At 70.9% G+C, this 23,141-nt stretch carries 22 protein-coding genes; 14 read left to right on the forward strand and 8 right to left on the reverse strand.

Annotation, left to right across the window (positions count from 1 at the left end):
• Position 1: 1 nt before the first annotated feature.
• The 3 genes from ACIQID_RS09930 to ACIQID_RS09940 are packed head-to-tail and all read left to right on the forward strand — an operon-like array spanning position 2 to position 1,931.
• Entirely contained in the window at positions 2 to 370 is a 369-nt protein-coding gene (locus ACIQID_RS09930) for a DUF1048 domain-containing protein (RefSeq protein WP_071327951.1), read from the forward strand.
• The gene (locus ACIQID_RS09935) at positions 367 to 1,167 is read left to right on the forward strand and encodes an ABC transporter ATP-binding protein (protein ID WP_400284399.1); all 801 of its coding nucleotides are present in this window, start codon (positions 367 to 369) and stop codon (positions 1,165 to 1,167) included. The genes ACIQID_RS09930 and ACIQID_RS09935 overlap by 4 nt, the downstream gene beginning before the upstream one ends.
• Positions 1,164 to 1,931, forward strand: coding sequence for an ABC transporter permease (locus ACIQID_RS09940; protein WP_400284402.1), 768 nt, complete (start codon positions 1,164 to 1,166; stop codon positions 1,929 to 1,931). The genes ACIQID_RS09935 and ACIQID_RS09940 overlap by 4 nt, the downstream gene beginning before the upstream one ends.
• A gap of 135 nt (positions 1,932 to 2,066) precedes the next feature.
• On the opposite strand, the gene ACIQID_RS09945 is transcribed toward ACIQID_RS09940, so the two are convergent.
• From ACIQID_RS09945 to ACIQID_RS09970, 6 genes are all read right to left on the reverse strand, one after another.
• Positions 2,067 to 3,542, reverse strand: coding sequence for a lipase maturation factor family protein (locus tag ACIQID_RS09945; RefSeq protein ID WP_400284405.1), 1,476 nt, complete (start codon positions 3,540 to 3,542; stop codon positions 2,067 to 2,069).
• Between the two features lie 56 nt (positions 3,543 to 3,598).
• A complete protein-coding gene (gene bsh / locus ACIQID_RS09950; RefSeq protein ID WP_312674253.1) occupies positions 3,599 to 4,576 on the reverse strand; it encodes a choloylglycine hydrolase in 978 nt (325 codons plus the stop codon).
• Positions 4,577 to 4,722: 146 nt separating this feature from the next.
• Positions 4,723 to 5,631 (reverse strand): glycine betaine ABC transporter substrate-binding protein, encoded by a 909-nt coding sequence (locus ACIQID_RS09955; RefSeq protein WP_312674254.1) that lies wholly within the window; start codon positions 5,629 to 5,631, stop codon positions 4,723 to 4,725.
• 157 nt (positions 5,632 to 5,788) lie between these two features.
• Positions 5,789 to 6,748 carry a proline/glycine betaine ABC transporter permease gene (locus ACIQID_RS09960; RefSeq protein ID WP_312674255.1) on the reverse strand — a complete coding sequence of 320 codons (960 nt, stop codon included), beginning with the start codon at positions 6,746 to 6,748 and terminating at the stop codon, positions 5,789 to 5,791.
• The gene (locus ACIQID_RS09965) at positions 6,748 to 8,085 is read right to left on the reverse strand and encodes a glycine betaine/L-proline ABC transporter ATP-binding protein (protein WP_400284410.1); all 1,338 of its coding nucleotides are present in this window, start codon (positions 8,083 to 8,085) and stop codon (positions 6,748 to 6,750) included. The genes ACIQID_RS09960 and ACIQID_RS09965 overlap by 1 nt, the downstream gene beginning before the upstream one ends.
• Before the next feature lie 331 nt (positions 8,086 to 8,416).
• Positions 8,417 to 9,529 carry a class I SAM-dependent methyltransferase gene (locus ACIQID_RS09970; protein WP_400284413.1) on the reverse strand — a complete coding sequence of 371 codons (1,113 nt, stop codon included), beginning with the start codon at positions 9,527 to 9,529 and terminating at the stop codon, positions 8,417 to 8,419.
• 90 nt (positions 9,530 to 9,619) lie between these two features.
• Here ACIQID_RS09970 and ACIQID_RS09975 point away from each other — a divergent pair, with 90 nt between their 5' ends.
• From ACIQID_RS09975 to ACIQID_RS10000, 6 genes are all read left to right on the forward strand, one after another.
• A complete protein-coding gene (locus ACIQID_RS09975) occupies positions 9,620 to 10,612 on the forward strand; it encodes an ABC transporter ATP-binding protein (protein ID WP_312674259.1) in 993 nt (330 codons plus the stop codon).
• Complete coding sequence (locus ACIQID_RS09980) at positions 10,612 to 12,234, forward strand: ABC transporter permease (protein ID WP_400284417.1); 1,623 nt, start codon at positions 10,612 to 10,614, stop codon at positions 12,232 to 12,234. Before ACIQID_RS09975 ends, ACIQID_RS09980 begins: the two co-directional genes overlap by 1 nt.
• Before the next feature lie 75 nt (positions 12,235 to 12,309).
• The gene (locus ACIQID_RS09985; protein ID WP_060923259.1) at positions 12,310 to 12,699 is read left to right on the forward strand and encodes a GntR family transcriptional regulator; all 390 of its coding nucleotides are present in this window, start codon (positions 12,310 to 12,312) and stop codon (positions 12,697 to 12,699) included.
• On the forward strand, positions 12,696 to 13,613 hold the full coding sequence (locus tag ACIQID_RS09990; protein WP_312674264.1) for an ABC transporter ATP-binding protein: 918 nt from the start codon (positions 12,696 to 12,698) through the stop codon (positions 13,611 to 13,613). Before ACIQID_RS09985 ends, ACIQID_RS09990 begins: the two co-directional genes overlap by 4 nt.
• A complete protein-coding gene (locus tag ACIQID_RS09995) occupies positions 13,613 to 14,299 on the forward strand; it encodes a hypothetical protein (protein ID WP_312674265.1) in 687 nt (228 codons plus the stop codon). Before ACIQID_RS09990 ends, ACIQID_RS09995 begins: the two co-directional genes overlap by 1 nt.
• Before the next feature lie 168 nt (positions 14,300 to 14,467).
• Entirely contained in the window at positions 14,468 to 15,589 is a 1,122-nt protein-coding gene (locus ACIQID_RS10000; RefSeq protein WP_400284422.1) for an aromatic acid exporter family protein, read from the forward strand.
• A 1-nt stretch (position 15,590) separates the two neighbouring features.
• Here ACIQID_RS10000 and ACIQID_RS10005 read toward each other — a convergent pair whose 3' ends face one another.
• Entirely contained in the window at positions 15,591 to 16,181 is a 591-nt protein-coding gene (locus ACIQID_RS10005; protein ID WP_312674267.1) for a helix-turn-helix domain-containing protein, read from the reverse strand.
• 70 nt (positions 16,182 to 16,251) lie between these two features.
• Here ACIQID_RS10005 and ACIQID_RS10010 point away from each other — a divergent pair, with 70 nt between their 5' ends.
• Positions 16,252 to 17,550, forward strand: coding sequence for an MFS transporter (locus ACIQID_RS10010; protein WP_400284425.1), 1,299 nt, complete (start codon positions 16,252 to 16,254; stop codon positions 17,548 to 17,550).
• A gap of 15 nt (positions 17,551 to 17,565) precedes the next feature.
• Here ACIQID_RS10010 and ACIQID_RS10015 read toward each other — a convergent pair whose 3' ends face one another.
• Positions 17,566 to 17,784, reverse strand: a complete 219-nt coding sequence (locus ACIQID_RS10015; protein ID WP_312674269.1) for an SCO4848 family membrane protein — start codon at positions 17,782 to 17,784, stop codon at positions 17,566 to 17,568.
• Between the two features lie 120 nt (positions 17,785 to 17,904).
• Between ACIQID_RS10015 and ACIQID_RS10020 the strand changes: the two genes are divergently transcribed.
• Genes ACIQID_RS10020 through ACIQID_RS10035 form a run of 4 tightly spaced genes read left to right on the forward strand, consistent with a single transcriptional unit; the run spans position 17,905 to position 23,092 of the window.
• Positions 17,905 to 18,528, forward strand: a complete 624-nt coding sequence (locus tag ACIQID_RS10020; RefSeq protein WP_400284429.1) for an RNA polymerase sigma factor — start codon at positions 17,905 to 17,907, stop codon at positions 18,526 to 18,528.
• On the forward strand, positions 18,525 to 18,980 hold the full coding sequence (locus tag ACIQID_RS10025; RefSeq protein WP_312674272.1) for a hypothetical protein: 456 nt from the start codon (positions 18,525 to 18,527) through the stop codon (positions 18,978 to 18,980). Before ACIQID_RS10020 ends, ACIQID_RS10025 begins: the two co-directional genes overlap by 4 nt.
• 50 nt (positions 18,981 to 19,030) lie before the next feature.
• A complete protein-coding gene (locus tag ACIQID_RS10030; RefSeq protein ID WP_400284433.1) occupies positions 19,031 to 20,602 on the forward strand; it encodes a S8 family peptidase in 1,572 nt (523 codons plus the stop codon).
• A 48-nt stretch (positions 20,603 to 20,650) separates the two neighbouring features.
• Entirely contained in the window at positions 20,651 to 23,092 is a 2,442-nt protein-coding gene (locus tag ACIQID_RS10035) for a CHAT domain-containing protein (protein WP_400284436.1), read from the forward strand.
• Positions 23,093 to 23,141: the final 49 nt, after the last annotated feature.

A 23,141-nucleotide genomic window follows, 5' to 3' on the forward strand; every position in this document is an offset into this window, starting at 1 on the left:
CATGGCCGCCAAGTGGATCGAAGCGCTCACCGGATCGCTCGAGCAGAAGAAGCAGTACAAGCAGGCGAAGGCGCGGATCGAGGCTCTGCCGGAGCCGTACCGCACGGTCGCCAACGCCCAGTACCGGTACTACCTGTACTACGGCGGCATCACCGACGGCGACACCATCGTGACGATGTTCCTCGACCTCGCCGACCTCTGGGAACGCGCCGCCCTCGACGGCACGCCGGTCAGCGCGATCGTGGGCGACGACCCCGTCGAGTACGCCGAGGAGTACGCCCGTGCCTACGGCGGGACGCAGTGGATCGACAAGGAGCGCGCCCGCCTCATCAAGGCGTTCGACGACGCGAAGAAGAAGGAGGAATCATGACGACGCCAGCCCTCTCGGTGCACGGCATCGAGAAGTCGTACAAGGATCTGCACGTGCTGCGCGGCGTCGACTTCGAGGTGGAGCGGGGATCGATCTTCGCCCTCCTCGGGTCGAACGGCGCGGGCAAGACCACCATGGTGCGCATCCTCTCCACGCTGCTGAAGTCCGACGCGGGCACGGCGACGGTGCAGGGCATCGACGTCGCGGCGAACCCGGTCGGAGTGCGCGAGCGCATCAGCCTCACCGGACAGTTCGCCGCGGTCGACGAGATCCTCACCGGACGCGAGAACCTGGTGCTGGTCGCGAAGCTGCGGCATCTCCCCGACGCCGGCGCCGTGGCCGATCGGCTTCTCGCGCGCTTCCGGCTCACCGAGGCCGGGGGCCGCAAGGTCGGCACGTACTCCGGAGGGATGCGGCGCCGGCTCGACATCGCGATGAGCCTGGTCGGCGACCCCGAGGTCATCTACCTGGACGAGCCGACCACGGGCCTCGACCCCGAGTCGCGCATCGAGGTTTGGGACGTCGTGAAGGAGCTCGCGGGCGGCGGCACGACCGTGCTGCTCACCACGCAGTATCTCGACGAGGCGGAGCAGCTGGCCGACCGCATCGCGATCCTGCACGAGGGCCGCATCATCGCGAACGACACCCTCGCCGGGCTCAAGCGGCTGCTTCCGGCCGCGAAGGTCGAGTACGTCGAGAAGCAGCCCACCCTCGAGGAGATCTTCCTCACCCTCATCGGCCCCTCATCCCCTTCGACGGGCTCAGGGACCCAGGTCCAGAGAGGAGATGCAGCATGACCACGCACTTCGCCGCCGACACGGCGACGCTCACCGGCCGCTCGATGCGGCACATCTTCCGCAGCCCCGACACGATCATCACCACCGCGGTCACCCCGATCGCCCTGATGCTCCTGTTCGTGTACGTCTTCGGCGGCGCGCTCCAGCAGAGCACCGGCGCCGAGAACTACGTGAACTACCTGCTGCCGGGCATCCTGCTCATCGCGATCGCGTCGGGCATCGCCTACACGGCGTTCCGACTGTTCACCGATATGCAGAGCGGCATCTTCGAGCGGTTCCACTCCATGCCGATCGCGCGGTCGAGCGTGCTGTGGGCCCACGTGCTCACGTCCCTCACGGCGAACGCCATCACCCTCGCGATCATCTTCGGGGTCGGGTTCCTCATGGGCTTCCGCACCGGGGCGAGCGTCTGGGCCTGGCTCGGAGTGATCGGCATCCTGATGCTGTTCACGCTGGCACTCACGTGGCTGGCGATCATCGCGGGCCTGAACGCCAAGACCGTCGACGGCGCGAGCGCCTTCTCGTATCCGCTGATCTTCCTCCCGTTCATCAGCTCGGCGTTCGTGCCGACCGACACCATGCCGGCACCGGTGCAGTGGTTCGCGGAGAATCAGCCGGTCACCTCGATCGTCGACTCCCTCCAGGCGTTGTTCGCGGGGGAGCCGGTCGGGTCCGACATCTGGGTCGCTCTCGCCTGGTGCGTGGGGATCCTCGTGGTCGCCTACGTGTTCGCGATCATCTCGTACCGGAAGAAGGTCAGCTGATCGACGCCCAGCGAGACGGAACGCTCCGACCGGGGACTCTCCCCGGCCGGGGCGTTTCGCCGCGCTCGGCGGCCGTTCGAATCGCCCGATTGGCTCCATCCCGCCTGGATTTGCCGCAAAGTGGGCGACTCGAAGTCAGCGGAGGCCGACCGGACCGAGCAGCACGCGGCGACCGGTCCGGACCCAGACGGCGCCGTCGGCACGGTGCTCGGCGCGGGTCGTGAAGCGGTACCGGTAGGACACGGCGCGCACCCATCGCGGCCGCTCGCCGTGGAAGGGGTCCACGCGCAGCATCCGCAGCGTCGGGGCATCCGCCTCCAGGAGCCGCACGAGGAACACCGAGAACCAGTCGTCCAGCGAGTGCCCGAGCGGCAGGAACCACATCAGCCAGTCCAGCCGCAGGTGATACGGGGCGAACTGCCGCGGGATCCGCCGCACGTCCCCCGGCTTCCCGCGGAACTCGTACTCGCGCCAGTGCCGACCCTCCTCGTCGTCAGACCCCTCAACGACGATCTCGATCCGCTCCCGCGTGACCGTGCCGAAGGCTCCGTAGGCGTTGGCGAGCTGCCAGCGGTGGAAGCTCGCGTTCATGAGCTGCCGTCGAGCGAAGAGGTTGCGCACGGCGGGCACGCTCAGCACGACGAACAGCACCCCGACCGCCGAGGCCACCACGACCCACCACAGCGGCATGCCCGACACCGTCCACGGCAGCGAGGTCTCCGGCGTCCGCTCCGGAGTCCCGATGCCGGGGAGGCCGATCGCGGAGAACCCGAGCACGATCGTCGCCCAGTTCAGCCACGCGAAGTTCCCGGTGAGCACGAGCCACAGCTGCGTCGCGATCACGATGCCGCCGGCGACGGCGCCGACGATCTGCGGCACCGGACCGGGAAGCCACAGCGACAGCAGCGGGGCGAAGAGGAAGAACGGCACGACGAGCTGCGCGACGTGGTTCCCGACGACCTCGAGCTTGTGGAACCACCGCGGCAGCAGATGCGCCTGGCGGCTCAGCGGCCCGGGCATCGGCTGAGTCTCGTGGTGGAAGGTCATCGCGGTGAGGTCGCGCCACTCCCGTCCGCCGCGGATCTTGATCATCCCGGCGCCGAACTCCAGCCGGAACAGCAGCCACCAGAACAGCACGATCACCACGGTCGGCGGCGGCTGGTCGTTCGATCCGAGGAAGGCCGCGAGGAACCCCGCCTCCAGCAGCAGCATCTCCCACCCGAAGGAGTAGAACGTCTGCCCGATGCTCACCACCGACATGTAACCGAACCACAGGGCGAGGAAGGCGAGCAGCGGCACCCACGGCGGTCCGAGCTGCGGCACCCCGGCGATGAGCAGGGCGGCGATGACGATCCCCGCCCCGCACAGCGCGACCAGGCGCCGGTCGGTGTAGCGGACGCGGGTGAAGAGCGTGGGGTGCAGCAGCTTCCGGCGCTCGCGCTTCTGCGCCACCCAGTCCAGCAGCACGGGCGCGGGCAGGAGCCCGTGCTCACCGAGGAGCGGACGGAACTGGTCGAGCGTCGAGACGAACGCGACGAGGTACAACGCCGCGATGCCCCGCTGCAGGACCTCGCGGGCGAACCCGAAGTCGACCGCCGCGAACCCGTCCACGGCCACAGGCTACGCCGCGGCCGCCCTCCCGATGAGGGGGTTGCGCGGAGTGGGGATCAGTTCTGCATCGCGATCTGCTGCCCCTTCACGAGCGGATAGGCGACGAGGTCCGTACCGTCGAGATCCTCCTTGTGCATGTCCACACCGGTGATCTGGCTGTTCTCGTAGGTCGTGTAGTAGTACACGCCCGTCGCGGTGTTGGCGCACGACGAGTAGATGGTGATCTCGTACTTCTCCTCGTCGCCGACCTGCACGCACCCGCGCTGCTGGGCGACAGAGCCGAGGATCTGGAAGAACTGGCTGATCGACTCCGACTCCGTCGTCCCGCACACCGAGTTCATGCGCGTGAACACCGCCTTCACGAACCGCGACGACGACGACAGGTCGCCCGGCAGCCCGATCCCGCCCATGCCGCGGCTGTAGAGGTCCATCGGCACGTCCGCGGCGAACGTGTTCTCCGGCTGCCGCTTCGAGAGGTGCTGATAGTCGTTGAGCCGGAAGCTCTGGATGTCGAACGTGGGGTTGTTCGTGAGCACGCCCCACGGGTTGTCGTAGACCTTGAGGCCGCCGCGCACGCTCTCGACCGTGATCGATGCGCTCTTGTCGGCGATGATCCAGTGCAGCGGCGACAGCGGGAACTCCGGGCTGAAGTTGATGTCGACGAGACTCACCGACCGCAGCGCCTCTTTCACCTCGGCCACCGTTCCGAACTGCCCGAGGACCCAGGGGATGAACTCGAACGGCGTGACCTCGGTGTCCCCCGACCCCGGCGCCGGATAGTGCGCGTTGTCCGGGAAGTTGAGCCCCGCCATGCCGAGCCCCTTCTCGTTGACCGCGTCGTAGTAGAGCGGGTAGCCGTCGGCGATCGTGGCGATCCCGATGATCGCGTGGTGCGTCGGCAACGACGGCAGCCGATGGAACGGGAACGGGAAGTTCCGCGGTGTGACGGTCACGGTCTCGTTGTACGAGAACTCCAGATCGAGATTCCTCCCGAAGTAGTGGTCGGCGGTCGTGAAGCTCAGTCCTGTGCACATGGTCGTGTCCCCCCATCCGCGGGCCGGTCGACCCGCCGGTTTCGCGCCATGCTTCCACCTTCGGCACCGGAATATAAGTGGGGTCACCCACGACGAAGGAGGGCCTCCCGCTGCGGGAGACCCTCCTTCGAGACGTGCGTCAGGTGTCAGCTGGTGACGGTCCAGTCGAACTGGTCGCCGTACTCCTCGAGCCACGCGTCGACGGCGTCGGCTTCCTTGCCCTCGCCGTACTCGTTGACCACGAGGTCTTCGAGCGCGCCGTACTGCTCGTCGTCGAGCTTGATCTTCTCGATCAGCTCCGCCGCCTCGGGGAACTCGTCCGCGAAGCCCGCGGTGCCCAGGAAGTGCAGGCCCTCGGCCTTGCCCATGGCGCCCTTCGGGTCTTCGAGGTCCTTCACGGGGAAGGCGTCGTTGGCCCAGAACGGACGCCACAGCGTGACGACGATGTCCTCCTTCTTGTCGGTCGCGGTCTTCAGCTCGGTGAGCATCGCCGCGGTCGACGAGGTGACGAGCTCGTACTCGCCGTCGAGGCCGTACTCGGGCATCATCTTCTGGGTCTGGGCGGTCAGGCCCGCACCCGGCTCGATGCCGTAGATCTTGCCGTCGAAGTCGGCGCCCTTGCCCGCGAGGTCCTCGATCGAGGTGAGCTCGGAGTACTCCGGCACCGCGAGGGTCAGCTTGGCGTTCTCGTAGTACTTGCCGAGGTCTTCGATGTCGTCGCCGTACTTGTCCATGTACGAGGCGTGGGTGAGTTCCGGCCACGCCGACGGGTAGATGTCGACATCGCCCTGCGCGAGCCCGGTGTAGAGCGGGCCGGCCTCGGTGAGCGTCTTCATCTCGACCGTGTAGCCGATCTTCTCGAGCTGGTCCTGCAGGAGGTAGGCGGTGCTGAGGCCGTCGGTCCAGGAGGGCAGGAACCCGAGGGTGATGGTGCCCTTGTCGTCGGCACCGTCGCCGCCGCCGCTCGTGCCGCCGGCGCCGTCGCCGCTGCATCCGGCGAGGGTGAACGCTGCGGCAGCCCCGAGGGCGGTGATGGTCAGGATCTTCTTCTTCATGTGACTCTCTCTCTTGCGTTCCGTATGTGATTCAGGAGGTGCGGACGAGGCCGCGGGACAGCTGTGCCGGGATCGAAACCGTGCCGGGATCCGCGCCCCGGCGCCCCTTTTCCGTCCCGCACCGGACGAAAGGGGGCGGGGGCGGAGACAGGGGCGCTCAGGCGCGGGCGAGCTCGGATTCGGTCGAAGCCTCCTCGGCGGGTGCGGAGGCTGCGGGCTCCGACGCCACGGGGGCGGACGGCCGGGACGAACCGCGACGCTTCAACATGCCGAGGAGCGAGGAGCGGTTCTCGCCGGGCGCGCCCAGAGCGGCGGTCACCCGGTCGAGGAACACGGCGATGAGCACGACGCCCAGTCCGGCCTCGACGCCCTTGGGGATGTTGATCGTCGAGATCGCCTCGACGACCATCTTCCCGAGCCCGTCGGCACCGGCCATGCCGGCGATGACCGCCATCGACAGGGCGAGCATGATGACCTGGTTGACGCCGGCCATGATGGTCGGCATCGCGAGGGGAAGCTGGATCCCGCGGAGGATCTGCCCCGGCGTCGCTCCGAAGGCGTGGCCGGCCTCGACGGTCTCCGCGTCGACGCCGCGGATGCCCAGCTCGGTCAGGCGCACGCCGGGAGGCAGCGCGAAGATCACGGTGGCGACGAGTCCGGGCACCACACCGATGCCGAAGAACACGATCGCCGGGATCAGGTATACGAAGGCCGGCATGGTCTGCATGAAGTCGAGCACCGGCTTGAGCGTCGCGCGCACGGTCGCATTGCGCGCCGACCAGATGCCGAGCGGCACCGCGATCAGCACGGCCACGACGGCGGCGACGAGCACCAGGGCGAGCGTCTGCATCGCCGGGACCCAGAGGTCCATGGCGACGATGAGCCCGAACGACAGGATCGTACCGATGGCGAGCTGCCACGAGCGCACGACCCAGGCGATCAGCGCCGCGATCACGATGATCACGGCGAAGTGCGGCGTGAGGAGCAGGCGGGTGAGGCCGTCGACGAGGAAGCTCACCACGAACGAGATCGCGTCGAGCAGTCCGTCGAGGTTGGCGGTGATCCAGTCGACACCGGCGGCGACCCAGTCGCCCACAGGAATGCGGAAACCGTCCATCAGCGCACCTCCTCCGCCGGGGTCCCTGAGGCGAACCCGCCCGGGGTCCCTGAGCTCGTCGAAGGGCCGGGCTCTGCCGTCCATCCGTCGTCGAGCACGGCGTCGATCTCGGCCTGGGGCATGGGGGTCATCGGCAGCAGGATCTCCTCGGTCGCTCCGGGCCCGGGACCGAGCGCCGCGAGCAGCGTGACGCGCGGGATCACGCCCGCGAGGCGGCCGTCGGCATCCGTCACCGCGAGGGGCAACGGCGACTCGACGGCCGGGACGAACAGGTTCATGAGGACGTCGTCCTCGCGGACGCTCTGCAGCACCGGCTTGATGATCGAGTCGAGGCGCGTGGCGCCCTGCCGCACGAGCTTCACGGCGTCACGGTCGGTGACGACGCCGACGAGCTGGCGGTCCTTGCCGACCACGTAGGTCGCCGACATGTAGGCGTCGCGCATCTGGCGGAGCGCCGTGCGGGGGCCTGCCGACTCGGCGACGACCGGGCGCGGGCGCTCCATCACGTTCGCGGCGGTGAGCACGCGGGCCCGGTCCACGTCCTGCACGAACTGCTCGACGTAGTCGTTCGCCGGGTCCATGAGGATGTCCTCCGGCGTGCCGATCTGCACGATGCGGCCGTCGCGCATGACGGCGATGCGGTCGCCGAGGAACATGGCCTCGTTGAGGTCGTGCGTGATGAAGACGATGGTCTTCTGGAGCTTCTGCTGCAGCTCCAGGAGCTGCTCCTGCATCTCGCGGCGGATCAGCGGGTCGAGCGCGCTGAAGGCCTCGTCCATGAGCAGGATGTCGCTGTCGGCGGCGAGGGCGCGGGCGATGCCCACGCGCTGCTGCATACCGCCGGAGAGCTCGGAGGGCAGCTTGTCGCCCTGACCCTCGAGCCCGACGAGAGCGAGGATCTCCTCGGCCTTGGCCTGGCGCTCGGCCTTGCCGACGCCCTTGAGCTCGAGCGGGTAGGCGACGTTCGCGGCGACCGTGCGGTGCGGCAGCAGCGCGAAGTGCTGGAACACCATCGAGATCCGGTCGCGGCGGATCTCCCGGAGGCGCGCGGCCGGGATCCCCGTGATGGGGTCTCCCCCCACGGTGACGGTGCCGGCGGTGATGTCGTGCAGGCCGTTCAGCATGCGGATGATGGTCGACTTGCCCGATCCGGACAGGCCCATGATGACGAAGATCTCACCGCGGTTGACGGTGAAGCTGGCGTCGATGACGGCTGCGGTACCCGCGTCGGCGACGGCGGCACGGCTCTCCCCGGCCTTCAGTCGGCGGACGGCGGCGCTCGGATTCCTCCCGAACACCTTGTACAGATGGCGCGCTTCGAGTGCTGTTTCGGACACGTTTCCCCTGCGGCTCGGCCTTCGGGTGGCTGAGCCTGCTTCGGTCACGTCCGGGTGATCCTCACGAGGCCGTTCGACGTCTTCGCTGTGGCGGCACAGGCGGCGGATTTCGGATCCGCCGCAGAGGGGATCGACCGTACGCCCACGCCTCTTCGCCGCACAGCTCATCGAAGGAAGGACGTGACCGCGGACTGGTCTATGGGCCGTCAGGCCCGCAGACCAACGTAACGAAATGGCCGGTCAGCGGCAAATCCTGCACTGTGGACGTGCCCGGGTTTCCGCCGCTGACCGGGGGATAGTACGAGCGTCTAGCAATCTCGGCGCACCGTGTTCACGGGCGTCGGACGGTGCGCGTCACGGTGAATTTCGGGGTGCGCCGGAGCTGCTCGGTGGGGCCGATGAGCCGGGTCAGCTCGGCCCGATAGCCGAGGCTCGAGTTGTACACGGTGTACAGCTCCCCGTCCGGTCGGAGCAGGCGCGCGGCGGCCTCGAACAGCCGGGTCGCGGCGCCGGTGTGCACGCTGGCGCCGAGGTGGAACGGCGGATTCAGGAGCACCGTGTCGAAGCTCCCCGCGGCGAGCGCCGACCCCGCGTCGTCGTGGGTGACCTCGACCCGATCGGCCACCCCGTTCGCCGACGCGGTGGCACGGGCGGAGGCGACGGCGGCGGCCGAGCGGTCCGTGGCGACGACCCGGTCCCGCGGGGAGGCGAGTGCCCAGGAGACGGCGAGCGCGCCGGTCCCGCAGCCGAGGTCGAGGACGCGGCGCCCGGCGTTCCCGTCGAGGTCGAGCACATCGAGCAGCGTGCGGGTGCCGATGTCGAGATGGGGTCCGGCGAAGGCGCCGCCGTGGGCCACGAGGACGAGGTCGCCGTGCCGCGCCGACACCGGGAACGGCGGGGACTCGGGCACGGGAAGGGGCTCGGTGGCGATGAGCAGCCGCGACTTCCGCTCCGCACGCTGGGCCTGGACGTGCGCGAAGCTCCGCCCCAGGACATCGTTCTGACCGAGGGACATGTGCTTCACGCGGCCGCCCGCGACGAGCACCACCTCCGGGTCGGCCCAGCGGGCCACGGCGTCGGCGATCTCCTCCAGTTCGGCGAGGGCCTTCGGGAGCTGCAGCAGCACCAGTCTCGCTCCGGCGAGCAGATCGGCGTCGAGCTCGTGCGGCGCGAACCCGCTGATTCCGAGCTCCTCGGCGTTGCGGGCGAGTGCGCGGCGTCCGGTCGCGAGGTCCTGGTGCACCCGGACACCGGAGCGCTCGGCAGCCGCGAGCGCCAGCGTGATCGCGCCGTACTCGTCGCCGATCACGACCGTCTCGGACCCCGGCACGTCGAGCGCGAGTGCGCGTTCCACGAGCAGGAGGTCGGTCGCATCGTGGGCCTGGAGGTTGTCCGCCTCGACGTCGGGCCAGCGACGCAGGCGGCTGTAGGGGAACTCCGGCACCAGCCCACTGTACGCGGGGCACGTAAGGATCTCGCATGTGTCGATTTCGCCCGATTCACAACGTCGTGGATCGGGCGTACGCTCCCGCGCATGACCACCGTCATCGCCAGCCGCGACCTCGCGAAGCACTACGGCCGCGTGCACGCACTCGACGGCCTCGATCTCACCGTCGAGCAGGGCCAGGTGCACGGGTTCCTCGGTCCGAACGGCGCCGGCAAGTCGACCACCATCCGCATCCTCCTCGGCCTCGCACGGCGCACCGGGGGTGCGGTCGAGGTCTTCGGCGAAGACCCCTGGGATCGCGCCGTCGACCTGCACCGGCGCATCGCCTCCGTGCCCGGAGACGTCAGCGTCTGGCCGAACCTGTCCGGGGGCGAGGCCGTCGACCTGCTCGCCCGGCTGCGCGGCGCGCGCACGAAAGACGCCGCGTACCAGCACGAGAAGAAGCGCCTGATGGACGCATTCCAGTTCGACCCGCGCAAGAAGGGCCGCGCCTACTCGAAGGGCAACAGGCAGAAGATCGCTCTGATCGCGGCGTTCGCCGTGCCCGCCGACCTCTACATCCTCGACGAGCCGACCAGCGGACTCGATCCCCTGATGGCGGTCATCTTCCAGCGTGAGGTCGCCCGCGCCCACGCGAAGGGCGCGACCGTGCTGCTGTCGAGCCACATCATGAGCGAGGTCGAGCAGCTCTGCGATCGGGTGTCGATCATCCGCGCCGGCCGCGTCGTGGAGACGGGGACCCTGTCGGAGCTGCGTCATCTCACCCGCAGCGACGTGTCGTTCACCTCCGCCGGAGCGACCCTCGAACAGGTCGGCCGCATCCCGGACGTGCACGACCCCGAGCAGCACGGCGACCGCTTCCGCCTCTCCGTCGACAGCGATCGCACGGCGTCGGTGCTCCCCGCACTCGCCACCCTCGGCATCAGCGACCTGCGCGTCGCCCCGCCCTCGCTCGAGGAGCTGTTCCTGCGTCACTACGGCGACGACCTCGCCGGCCTCGAAGCGGCCGAGGACGACGACGGGAATCGTGAGAAGCCCGCCACCCGTCGCGGGCGCGGTTCGCTGAGGGATCGTGCGTGATGACCGCCTTCGGCGTGCTGCTGGGACAGCGGCTGCGGCGCGATCGGCTGCAGCTCACCCTGTGGGTCGTCGGAACGGCACTGATGGCCTTCGCCGGATACGCCGGTGTCAGCCAGTCGTACTCCACCGTCGCCGACCGGCAGAACATCCTCGCGGCCGCGCTCGCGAACCCGGTGATCCTGATGTTCCGCGGACTGCCGTCCGGTACGTCCGAAGGGGCGTTCCTGGCTTTCGAGGTGCTGCCGTGGCTGGCGTTCCTCGCCGCCCTCATGAGCACGTTCCTCGCCGTGCGGCACACGCGCGGCGACGAGGAGGCGGGACGGGCGGAGCTCGTCTGGGCCACCCCGGCCGGGCGCCGCCTTCCGACGGTCGCGACGATCGTGCACGGGGCGCTCGCCAACGTCGCCCTGGCCGTTCTCACCGCGGTCGCGCTGATCGCCACCGGTCTTCCGCTCGCGGGGTCGGTCCTGGCGGGGGCGGCAGCGGCATCCTGCGGCGTCGCGTTCCTCGGCGTCGGCCTCCTCGCCGCGCAGCTTCTGCGCACCTCTCGAGGCGCGAACGCGCTGACGATCTGGGTACTCGTGGCGATGTTCCTGATCCGCGGCATCGGCAACGCGGCGGGCACCCCGAGCGACGATCTCACGAGCATGACCAGCGCGTGGCCGGCGTGGCTGTCCCCCTTCGGGTGGGTGGAGCAGAGCCGCCCCTACGACGCCGACCTGGTCGGGCCGATGCTGCTCGGCCTCGCCTTCGGGCTCGTGCTCGCCGGCGCATCCGTCGCCCTGCAGTCGCTGCGCGACATCGATGCGAGCTTCGTCGCGGAGCGCCCCGGCAGAGTCTCGGCACGGCCCGCGCTCGCCTCGCCGCACGCGCTGGTGTGGCGGCTCACGTCCGGGGCCATCGTGGGGTGGGCGGCCGGCGGGGCGATCACCGGCATCCTCGCCACCACCCTGAGCGGACTGGTCGACCGGATCTCGGGCGAGAACCCGGCCGTGGCCGACATCCTGACCACCATCGGCGGAGCGACGGGCGGGCTCGACGAGGTCGTGGTCACCGTGTTCTTCACCCTTCTCGGGATCCTCGCCGCGTGCTGCGCCGTGCAGATCGTGGTGCGCGCGCGGCAGGAGGAGGCCCGCGGCACTGCCGAGGCCGTGCTGGCGACCCCGGTCGGTCGTGTGCGCTGGCTCGCCGACTACGTGATCGTCGGCGTGGTCGCGGTGCTGATCGTGGTCGCCGCCGCGGTGCTCGCCGGGTGGGTCGGCATCCGGGTGAACGGCGGCGCTGATCCGCTGTACCGCATCGTCGCCGTGGCAGGAGCGGGGCAGGCGCTCGCGGCGGCGGTCTTCGCCGTGCTCACCGCGCTCGTCTTCGTGCTGCTCCCCCGCGCGACGACGGCCGTCGCGTGGAGCCTCGTCCTGCTGGCGACCCTGTTCGGGCTGTTCGGCCCGTTGTTCGGACTGCCGGACTGGACGATGAACCTCTCGCCCTTCGGCGTGACCCCGGTGGTGGACGGCAGTGGCGTGGACGCGCGCGGCCTGTGGTGGCTCGTGCTCGCCCTGATCGCGGGAGCCACCGGGGCCCTGACCCTGATGCGACGCCGTGAGCTCGCCCCCGGGGCTTAGGCAGCAGCTGCTTGACACCGTCCCGGTTCCGTGGTTACTTAGTCAAGTAAGTAACCCAGCAACCACGGAGGACTCGTGATCGAAGAAGGCAAACCGCTCTTCCTCCAGATCGCCGAGCAGATCGAGGACTCCATCCTCGACGGCTCGCTGGCCGAGGAGGCGCAGGCCCCTTCGACGAACGAGCTCGCCGCGTTCTACCGCATCAACCCCGCCACCGCCGCGAAGGGAGTCGCCATGCTCACCGACAAGGGAGTGCTCCACAAGCGCCGAGGCATCGGCATGTTCGTCTCGGAAGGCGCCAGGGACCTGCTCCTCGGCGAGCGCCGCGCGGCCTTCGCCGACCGCTACATCGACCCGCTCCTCGCGGAGGCCCGCACGCTGGGCCTCGGCGCGGAAGACCTCGCGGACCTGCTCCGTCAGCGCGCCGCATCCGCCCCCACCCCAGAAGGGAAGAACCCCGCATGACCGCCGTCATCGAGGTGCAGAACCTCACCAAGCGCTACAAGGAGAAGCGGGCGCTCGACAACGTGTCGCTCGCCCTCGAGGGAGGCTCGATCTACGGACTCCTCGGCCGCAACGGCGCCGGGAAGACGACACTCATGTCGATCCTCACGGCCCAGAACTTCGAATCCTCCGGCACCGTGAAGGTGTTCGGCGAGCACCCGTACGAGAACGCCCATGTGCTCGGCCGGATCTGCTTCGTCCGGGAGAGCCAGAAGTACCCGGACGATGCGACCCCGCGGCACGCGTTCGCCGCCGCGCGCCTGTTCTTCCCGCACTGGGACCAGGGCCTCGCGGACGAGCTCATCGCGGAGTTCCAGCTGCCGATGAAGCAGACCATCAAGAAGCTCTCCCGCGGGCAGCTCTCCGCGGTCGGCGTGATCATCGGCCTGGCCTCCCGCGCCGAGATCACGTTCTTCGACGAGCCCTACCTCGGGCTCGACGCCGTCGCCCGGCAGATCTTCTACGACCGCCTCGTGGAGGACTACGCGGAGCACCCGCGCACGATCATCCTCTCCTCGCACCTGATCGACGAGGTCGCGAACCTCATCGAGAAGGTCATCGTGATCGACAACGGCCAGATCCTCCTCAACGAGGACACGGATGCCGTCCGCGACCGCGCCGTGACCGTCGTCGGCGACGCCGCCAAGGTCGACGCCTGGGTCGGCGATCGCGAGGTGCTGCACCGCGACGAGCTCGGCCGCGTCGCCTCGGTCACCGTGCTCGGTGCGCTCACCGCCGACGACCGCGCAGAGGTGCGGGCCGCCGGCCTCGACCTCGCCCCCGTGTCCCTGCAGCAGCTCATCGTCCGCCTCACCCAGAAGGCCGAGACCCGCGCCGCCACGAGGGCCGAGGCCGCAACGGAAGGAGTCCGCTGATGCGACGCACACTCAACGTCATCCGGCTGCAGCTCATCAACCGGCAGACCTTCGTCTGGGTACCGCTGATCATCCTCGGCTCGGCTGTCGTGATCTCGGTGCTCATCTACGCGATGATCCCGGGCGACGAGCCCAAGTACGGCGGAGGCGGCCAGGCGCCGCTGTGGTACTTCTTCGCGATCGGGCTGTCGGCCATGACGCTGACCTTCCCGTTCTCGCAGGCCATGAGCGTCACCCGAAGGGAGTTCTTCGTCGGGACCCTCCTCACCGCGATCCTCGGCAGCGCGCTGCTCGGGATCCTCTTCCTCCTCGGCGGCGCGATCGAGCTGGCCACGAACGGGTACGGCGTGAACGGGTGGGTGTTCCACCTGCCGTGGCTGTGGGAGGCCGGCCCGCTCGGAGCCTTCGTCGTCTACTTCACGCTCGCTCTGTTCTTCTTCGTGGTCGGGTTCACCGGTGCGACGATCTACAAGAGCTGGGGTCCGATGGTCCTCACGATCGTGGGCGTCGCCCTGGCGCTCCTCCTCGTCGGGGTCGTGTTCCTCGTGACCCGGCTCGAGCTGTGGGGCGACGTGTGGCTCGGCATCCTCGACCTCGGAGCCGTGGGCCTCGCCCTCTGGGGGCTCGTGGTCGTCGCCGTCCTCAGCGTCATCTCGTTCCTCGCGTTCCGTCGAGCCACGCCCTGAGGGACAGTCCGGAATCGGCGGATGCCGCGGCTGCGCACCCTGCGCGGTCGCGGCATCCGTGTCTCCCCTACCCGGCGACCGGAGCCGAGGCAACCCGGTGGCCGCACGCCGCGCGCCGCCCTATCCTCGCCGGACAGGACCACCCGACCGCCGCGAGGAGAGGATGACGTGACGCCCGATCTCTCGCGCCTGCGCGTCCGCGAACGCCGCTCGTACCTCGCCCGCACCGTCCGCGAGGCCGTCCGCCCCGCTCGTCTGCTCCTCGTGGCCAAGACAGCACTCGCCGTCGGGCTCGCGTGGACGATCGCGCCGCACATGCCGGGGGTCACCGACGAGTACCCGTATTACGCACCCCTGGGCGCGCTCGTGAGCATGTACCCCACGCTCATGGGGTCCATGCGGTCGAGCCTGCAGACCCTGTTCGGTCTGGCCACCGGCATCGGTCTGGCGGCGGTGATCGTGCTCACGGTCGGGCCGACGTGGTGGACGATCCCCCTCGTTGTCGGCCTCGGCGTCCTCGTCTCCGGCACCGGCTGGTTCGGCGTCGGCAAGGAGTACGTCCCGATGGCGGCACTGTTCGTGCTCATCATCGGCGGTCAGAACGCGGACGACTACTCCCTCGGCTACCTGGCGCAGATGGGGGTCGGGATCGTGATCGGTCTGGTGGTGAACCTCCTCTTCGCCCCCGCGCCGCTCATCGGATCGGCCGAGGCGCGGGTGGAGGAGTTCCGGCGACAGCTCGCGGGGCACCTGCACGACATCGGCTCCGCGGTCTCGGAGTCCTGGCCCCCGGAGACCGCGCAGTGGGCGGACGATGCCGCAGCGCTCGCCGAGACCACCGCCGACCTCCGTGCGGCCCTGGCCGAGGCCGACGAGAGCGTCCGCTACAACCCGCGGGCGCGACGCCGGCATGCGGGCACCGCCCACATCCACGAGCAGCTCTCCACGCTCGACCGCATCGCGCATCTCATCCGGGACATCGCCGACGCGACGGCCGACACGATCTGGGAGCGTCCGGCCGCCATGTCCCTGGACCCGGCACTGCCCGAGCCGTTGTCGGCGGCCTGCCACGCCGTCGCCGACGTCATCGCGGAGGACGACCCCTCCTCGAGCGCGGCGCACCGCCGCCGTGCGGAGGCGGCGCGGGCGATCCGGCTCCTGCTGGAGAAGGTCGACGACCGCACGTTCGACGTGCGCAGCTCGATGGGACCGGGCGTGCTGACGGCGATGCACCTCCGCCGCATCCTCATCCTCAGCGGCGAGCGCCCCGACGACGAGGACGACGAGTGAGTCAGATGGTGTCGTCACCGACGACGATGTCCACCTGCCAGTGACGGCCCGCGGGGTCGGTGTCGTCGTGCGCGTCGTCGGCGGCGGAGAGCACGTCGTCGATCCTGCGCATCACGTCGTCGAACTCGGCCTCGGTCAGCCGGATGGTGCGCTGCACGAATGACGCGTGCACCTCGGCGGTGCGACCGGAGACGTACTCGGGCGTCCAGGCCACCACCCGACGCAGCAAGTCGATGTGGTCCTCCGCGAGCGCGGCCACCACCGCATCGCCGAGCGCCTCGTCGGCGACGGGATTCTCCGGGCCGCCGACGTTGAGGGCCCCCTTGCGTCCCGTCCACACGCGGTCGCGGCGGTCTCTGGCCTGCTCCGGAGCCTCCTCGATGAGCCCCGCCTCGGCGAGCACCCGCAGGTGGAAGCTGGCGCTGTTGGCCGGCACGTCGAGCTCGCCGGCGATGTCCGCGGCGCGCAGGAAACCGCGGCGCGCGATGAGGCGGAGGATCCGACGACGCAAGGGGTGCGAGTAGGCCTTGAGCATGGCCGACGTCATGAAGGCGGCGTCCTCCCGAGAGGTCTTCTCCGCGTCGTCAGCCATTCCCCGATCCTAGTCACGCAATTGCGCACGAACAGTTGCGCAATTATTCTTGCGCAACTATCGTCGAGCCATGAGCACGACGATCACCTCCCACCGCCTGTGGCGGAACACGCGCTATCTCACCTGGCTCGTCAGCGACACGAGCAAGGGGCTCGCCTCGGCGCTCTTCGGGTTCGCGGTCCCGCTCCTCGCGCTCGTCATCACGAACGACCCCGCGCAGGCCGGCATCATCGCGGGAGCGGGCATGGTGGCGCGCCTGCTGCTCACCCTCGTCGGCGGCATCCTGGCCGACCGCCACCGGCGCATCGTGCTCATGCTCGTCGGCTCGGTCCTGGGGATCGTGCTGGCCGGGGCCTTCACCCTCCTCGCCCTCGGCGGCGCTCTCACCTTCGCGACCCTCCTCGTGATCGACGTGCTGCTGGCCGCGCGGAGCGGCCTCTTCGACGTCGCCGGGGAGAGCGCGCTGAAGGAGATCGTCCCGGATGACGCGATGGGGCGCGCACAGGCCGCGAACCAGGGACGCGATGCGGCCCTCCAGCTCGCGGGCGGCCCCCTGGGCGGCCTGCTCCTCGGGGCGGGCGGCTGGCTCGTCGGCGCGGTCATGACCCTCTGCCACCTCGTCGCCGCCGTGACCGCCGGGCTCCTCGGGCGACAGGTCCGGCGTGCGGGAATCGCCGACGTCGGCGCTCTGGAGGAGGAAGAGGGCGACGCGCCCACCGCGCGCCCGAACGCCTGGCGGGAGTTCCGCGAAGGCTTCGGCTGGCTGCTGTCCCGCCCCGACCTCGGCGGCGTCATGCTCATCATGACCATCGTGAACCTCGGCTTCAACGCGGCGATCACCACGGCCGTCTATGCACTGCAGCAGGCGGGGCACTCCGAGTTGCTCATCGGCACCGTCAGCGCCGCCATCGGCGCCGTGATGCTCGTCGGCGCGATCGTCGCCCCGCTCCTCGTGCCCCGGATCCCGGCGGGCGTGCTCACGATCGGCGGGCTCGCGGTGGTCGCCCTCGGCGCCGTCGTGCTGTCGTTCGCCTCGGCCCCGTGGACCGTCGCCGCCGTCCTCGGTGCCACGGTGTTCCTCGTCCCCGCCCTCAACGCGGGGATGATGGGCTACTTCATGGTCGCCACGCCGTCTCGACTGCTGGGGCGCGCGAACAGCGCCATGGGGGTCCTCGCGATGGGCGCGATGCCGCTCGCCCCGCTCATCGCCGGGTTCGGTCTCGCGGGGCTGGGCCGCCAGGGCACCATCCTCATCTGCGCGGCCCTGTGCGTGGTGGCCGCCGCCCTCGCGATCGGGAACCGCGCCCTCCGCAGCCTCCCGGTCGAGTCTCGCTGGGCCGCGCACGCCGCCCGGTACGAGGCGGTCTGAGACGGAGAAACGGCGCTAGGGCGCGACCGCGAGCACGGTGATCCCCGCCGCCGCGGAGGCCACGGCCAGCGCCAGCGCGATCGCGATGAGGATGACGTGCACCCGGAGGAACGGGGTGGCCTTGCCGTTCTCGTCCCTGGCACGCGGGTCCTTCGCGACGCGGGTGTAGAACCGCGGCCAGACGAGCACGTTGAAACCGGCGTTGAGGAACAGCACGACGACGAGAGCGATCACCTCTCCACGCTATCGAGGGCATCGTCGCACCACGGAGACGGCCGTCGGAAATTCTTGGACGGCGACATGTATCACCGAGCCCTTGCCGTGCTCCTGGTAGGTGTGATCACAATGGGCTTCATGATCGACGGTGCCCCCGGCGCCGCCTTCGATCCGGCATCCGACGACGGGCGCGCACGCTGGGAACGCGCCGCGGACCTGTTCGATGCGTGGCGCGATGGCGACGGCCGCTCGATGGACGACCTGGTGCGGCTGATGACGCCCGTGCTCTGGCACGTCGTGCGCGCCTACGGCCTCGAACGCACCCTCGCGGAAGACGTCGTGCAGACGACCTGGCTCCAGCTCGTGCGCGGCCACGGCGCCATCGCCGACGCGCGCGCCGTCTCGGCCTGGCTGACGACCACGGCCCGCCGCGAGGCCTGGAAGGTCGGCAAGGCCGACGGGCGCGTCGACACCGCCGAATCCGACGACCTGGACGCCCTGCTTCCGGAGCAGGCGTCCGCCGAGGAGCACGCCGCGCTCGACGACGAGAACCGCCGGCTCTGGGCCGCGGTCCGCCGCCTCGCCGAGCGGTGTCAGCGCCTCCTCCGGGTGATCGCCTTCGAGGACCGCCCGGACTACGCGCGCCTCGCCCGCGACCTCTCCATGCCGATCGGCAGCATCGGCCCGACCCGCAGCCGCTGCCTCGCGAAGCTCCGCGACCTCCTCGACGCTCCGGCCACCCGGACGGAGGGACGATCGTGAGCGATGAGGACGACGCCCGGCTGTTCGCCCGCCTGCGCAGCCTCTGGAGAGAGGTCGATCCGGTCCCTGCCGGGCTGATCGACCGGATGGTCGCCGCGGTCGCCGCGGACGGGCTCAACCGCGAGTACGCGCTGCTGACGCTCGTGGAAGGCCAGCGCGGCGCGGTCCGCGGCGAGACCGACGCCCTCACCCTGCAGTTCAGCGACGGCAGCACGAGCATCCTCCTCCACGTCACGACGACCGCGTCCGGACGACGGCGGATCGACGGCTGGGTGGACGCCGCCGCGGCGGAGATCCTGTTGCTGCAGGGCGAGCGCGAGCGCCGCACGACCCCGGCGGAGACGGGCCGATTCGTGTTCGACGAGGTGCCGTCCGGGCTCAGCCGCGTGCGCCTGACCGCGACGGTCGGCGACGAGACCCGCACCCTGGAGACCCCGCAGTTCGAGTTGTGACCCCGCATCGACGGCGACGGCGCCGTCGATGCCCACGGAGAGGATGACCGATGGAGCAGCCCCAGGGATGGACCTGGCAGGACCGCGCGGAGGGATCGATCCGCCGCGGCACCGCCCTCGACCCCAGCACCGAACCGGTGGACGGGATCCGGGCGTTCCCCACCGCGTACCTGCCGGAGCGCCTGCTCATCACACGCGCCCTCGGCGAGGAGGAGGCGTACGACCGCGAGCTGCGCGCCCTGAGGGATGCCGCGGACTCCTTCGGCTGGCTGTTGGAGCTGGAGTCGCCGGAGCGCGAGATCGGGAACGGCGAGCTCGCGCCGGGCGTCGCGGGGTTCCTGCGGGCGCGCCTGACCACGCCGGATGAGCCGACCAGGGGCGAATCCCCCGTGGCACCGGACGCCTGGCGGGTCTTGCAGCGCGCGCGCCGGCTGTCGCGCTCGACCATGCCGCGAACCAGCCTCGAGCACGTGCTCTCGATCGATCCGGTCGGACTCAACCCGTTCACCCGGACGAACCCCTTCACCCGGACCAATCCGTTCACCCGGACGAATCCCGTCCGCGGCGCCGCTCCCGGCGGTGGCGGCAGCGACGACTACCTGGAGCCCGGACGCGGGGCGCGGCAGCCGGTCACCTGGCTCGGACCCGCACCCGCTCGCGCCGCTGCTCCGAAGCGCGGACGACGGCCGGTCGTGGCGATCCTCGACACCGGGTGCGGCGAGCACGCCTGGCTGCCGTCCGACATCGTCACCCGGCACGTCGAGCTCGACGGCGTCCCCGTGGGCTTCACGGACGACGCCGATCCCGAACGCTACCCCGACCTGTACGGGCAGCTCGACGGGGAGATCGACGCGGTCGCCGGGCACGGCACCTTCATCGCGGGCCTCGTGCGTCAGGCCGCACCGGACGCCGACATCCTCTCGATCCGTGTCGCCGGCGCTCTCGGGGTGGTCGACGAGAGCACGCTCCTGGAGACCGTGGCGCAGGTCGTGGAACTGCTGCGGCGGCACCGCGAGGATCCGACGACGGGCTTCCCGATCGACGTGCTCAACCTCTCCCTCAGCTACTACCACGAGACCCCGACCGACGGACTCTTCAGCAAGACCCTGTACGAGCTGCTCGCGAAGGCCAGAGAGCTCGGCTGCGTGGTCGTCTGCTCGGCCGGCAACGATGCGATCGACCGGCCCTCGTTCCCCGCCTCGCTGTGGCCGTGGCCCGGCGCCGACAACGGACTGCCGTCCGACGACGGCGCTCCGCACGTGTCGGTCGGCGCCCTGAACCCGTCGGCGCACTCCGTCGCCCTGTTCTCGAACGTCGGCCCCTGGGTGCAGGTGTACGCGCCGGGCGCCGCCGTGGTCAGCACCTCGCCGGCCTTCGTCGGCGGCGCGCAGGCGGCGACCCGCGCGGACATCGACGGGCTGCCGCGCGAGACGCTCGACCCGGACGACTACCGCGGCGGCTTCGCGGTGTGGAGCGGCACTTCCTTCGCGGCTCCGTACATCGCGGGTCGGGTCGCGGCCCAGCTCGGCGCCGTCCCGGCCGAGGGGGTGAAGCCCGCCGTCGCCGGGAAGGCCGTCGCCGCCGTGCTGAAGTCGCTGCCGACGCCGCACGAGAGGTCCTGACACCTCGCACCCTTCCGCACGACCACTCCGGCACGGCATCCTGGACGGATGCCCCTGTCCGCGAGCGCGCTGCACCGACGCGGCGTCGAGGCGGCCAACGCCCGGCAGTTCACCCGTGCCAGGCGGGAACTGGAGAAGGCCGCCGCCCGCACCGACGACGCCGACCTCCGCGCCCGCATCGACGGGACGGCCGCCTACGTGCTCGCGCAGACCGGCGAGCCCGCGGCGGCGGAGGCGCTGTGCCGGGAGGCGCTGGCCAGGGAAGGGCTGCAGGCCGAGACGGTCGCCCTCCTCGGCGGGCAGCTCGGCGCCCTCCTCATGCACGGCGGACGGATGGAGGAGGCCGAGGCGAGCCTCACCGCCGCGATCGACGCCCTCGGCGCCGGCACCGAGACCACCGCGCTCGCGAACTGCCTGATGAACCGGGCGGTGGTGCGGATGCAGCGCCATCGTCTGGACACCTGCATGGCCGATCTCCGTCGCGCGATCGCCATCTACGAGGCGCACGAGGAACGGGACTCCCTCGCCGAGGCCACGCACAACCTCGGCTATGCCGCACTCCTCGGCGGCGACCTCGTGTCGGCGCTGCGCCTGATGGCCGCGTCCCGGCCGACGTTCGCCGCCACCAGCGCCCTCGCCACCGCCATCAGCGACCTCGACCGCGCCGAGGTGCTCCGCGACGCCGGGCTGACGACCGAGGCGGAGGCCCTGCTCGCCCAGGTGGCCGTGCAGTTCGGCGCCCAGCGGATGCGCCAGGCCCGCGGCGAGGCGGAGTTCCACCTCGCCCGCTCCCTCGTCCGGCACGATCCCCGGGCCGCCGCGCGCGCCGCGAGGACGGCAGCCCGCCGCTTCACCTCCCTCGGCAGCAGCGGCTGGGCGGCCCGCGCCGCGGCGGTGGAACTGGAAGCGCGACAGCGGATCCGACCCGATCGTCCCCTCGACGCCGCGGCGTGGGAGCAGGTGGCGCAGGAGCTCGACCGCAGCGGCTTCCGCACCGAGGCCACGGCCCTGCGGCTGACCGCCCGCCGCGACGGCACCGGTCGTCTCCCGCGCGTCCCCGCCTCGGCTCCGACGCCGCTGCGGCTCCGCGCACAGGAGGTGCGCGCGGCCCGCGCCGCCGGACGCGGTCGCGACGGGGAGGCGCTGCGCGCCGCGGCCACCGGGCTCGACCTGCTGTCGGCGTGGCAGCGGTCGTTCGGCGCCCTCGACCTGCAGGCCTCCGTCGCCATGCACGCCAGCGACCTCGTGTTCACGGGACTCGCCGCCGCCGTCCGTCGCCGCGACCCCGCCACGCTCTTCGAGTGGTCCGAGCGCGCCCGGCATCTCAGTCAGCAGGTCGCCCCGGTGCGCCCGCCGCACGACGACGCCCTCGCCGCCGACCTCGCCGAGCTGCGGATGCTGCGCGCCGACCTCGCGGGGGCGGACTGGACGACCGATCCCACTGTCCGCGCGCTCCGCGACCGGGTGCGGGAGCGGCAGTGGTCCGCCACCGGCTCCGGGGCGATGCGGGAACGTCGGACGCTGGCCGAGGCCTCCGCGCTCCTGCCGGCCGACACGGCAGTCCTGGCCTACGTCTACACCGGCGCCGGCCTGCACGGGGTGGTGGTGCAGCCGGACGGCGCGACGCTCGTCGACCTGTCCTGGCCGCGGGTGCGGACCGCCCTCGACGGCCTGCGTGCCGACCTCGACATGGCCGCGCTCACGCGGGACGGCGCGATGGGTCCGGTGACCGCGCGCGCTCTGGCAGCGCGCCTCGCGGTCCTCGACGAGGAGCTGCTCGGGCCGATGCGCCGGGCCGCCGCGGGAGCCGCGCGGTTCGTGATCACCGTTCCCGGAATCCTCGGCGGGGTGCCGTGGGCCATGCTCCCCGGCATGCACGGCGTGCCGTTCACCCTCGCCACCTCGGTCTCGCGCTGGCTCGACGGGGAGGCCCCGGCCGCCTCGACCCCACGCGTGGGGTTCGCGGCGGGACCGCGGGTGGCGCGGGCCGCGGAAGAGGTCCAGCGCGCGGCGGAATCGTGGGCGGGACGAGGGACGACCCGGATGCTGCAGGGCCCCACCGCGACCGTGACCGCCGTCACGGAGCTGGCGGCCTCCGTCGACGTGCTCCACATCGCCGCGCACGGACGCCATGCGGTCGACAATCCCCTGTTCTCCGGCTTCGAGCTCGACGACGGCGTGCTCTTCGGCTACGACGTCGACCTCATCCCCCGGGTGCCGCAGACCGTGATCCTCTCGGCGTGCGAGCTGGGTCGCTCCTCCGTGCGCTGGGGGGAGGAGGCCCTGGGTATGACGCGGGTGTGGTTGCACGCGGGCGCGGAGGCGGTGATCGCGGCCCCGGTCACCGTGCCGGACGACGATGCGTGCGAACTCCTGGCCGCGGTCCACGACGGGCTCTCCGCCGGCGCCTCTCCCGCCGCGGCGCTCGCGGCGGCCGCGCGGACGACGGGGGTTTCCGCCCCGTTCCAGTGCCACGGCAACGGATTCTGACTTTTTTCGCCGGTGCAGGTATCAGAACCGCACCCGCCCCCTCCTGTTC

The organism is Microbacterium sp. NPDC091676 (assembly GCF_044756645.1).
GTDB classification, from domain to species: domain Bacteria; phylum Actinomycetota; class Actinomycetes; order Actinomycetales; family Microbacteriaceae; genus Microbacterium; species Microbacterium paraoxydans_D.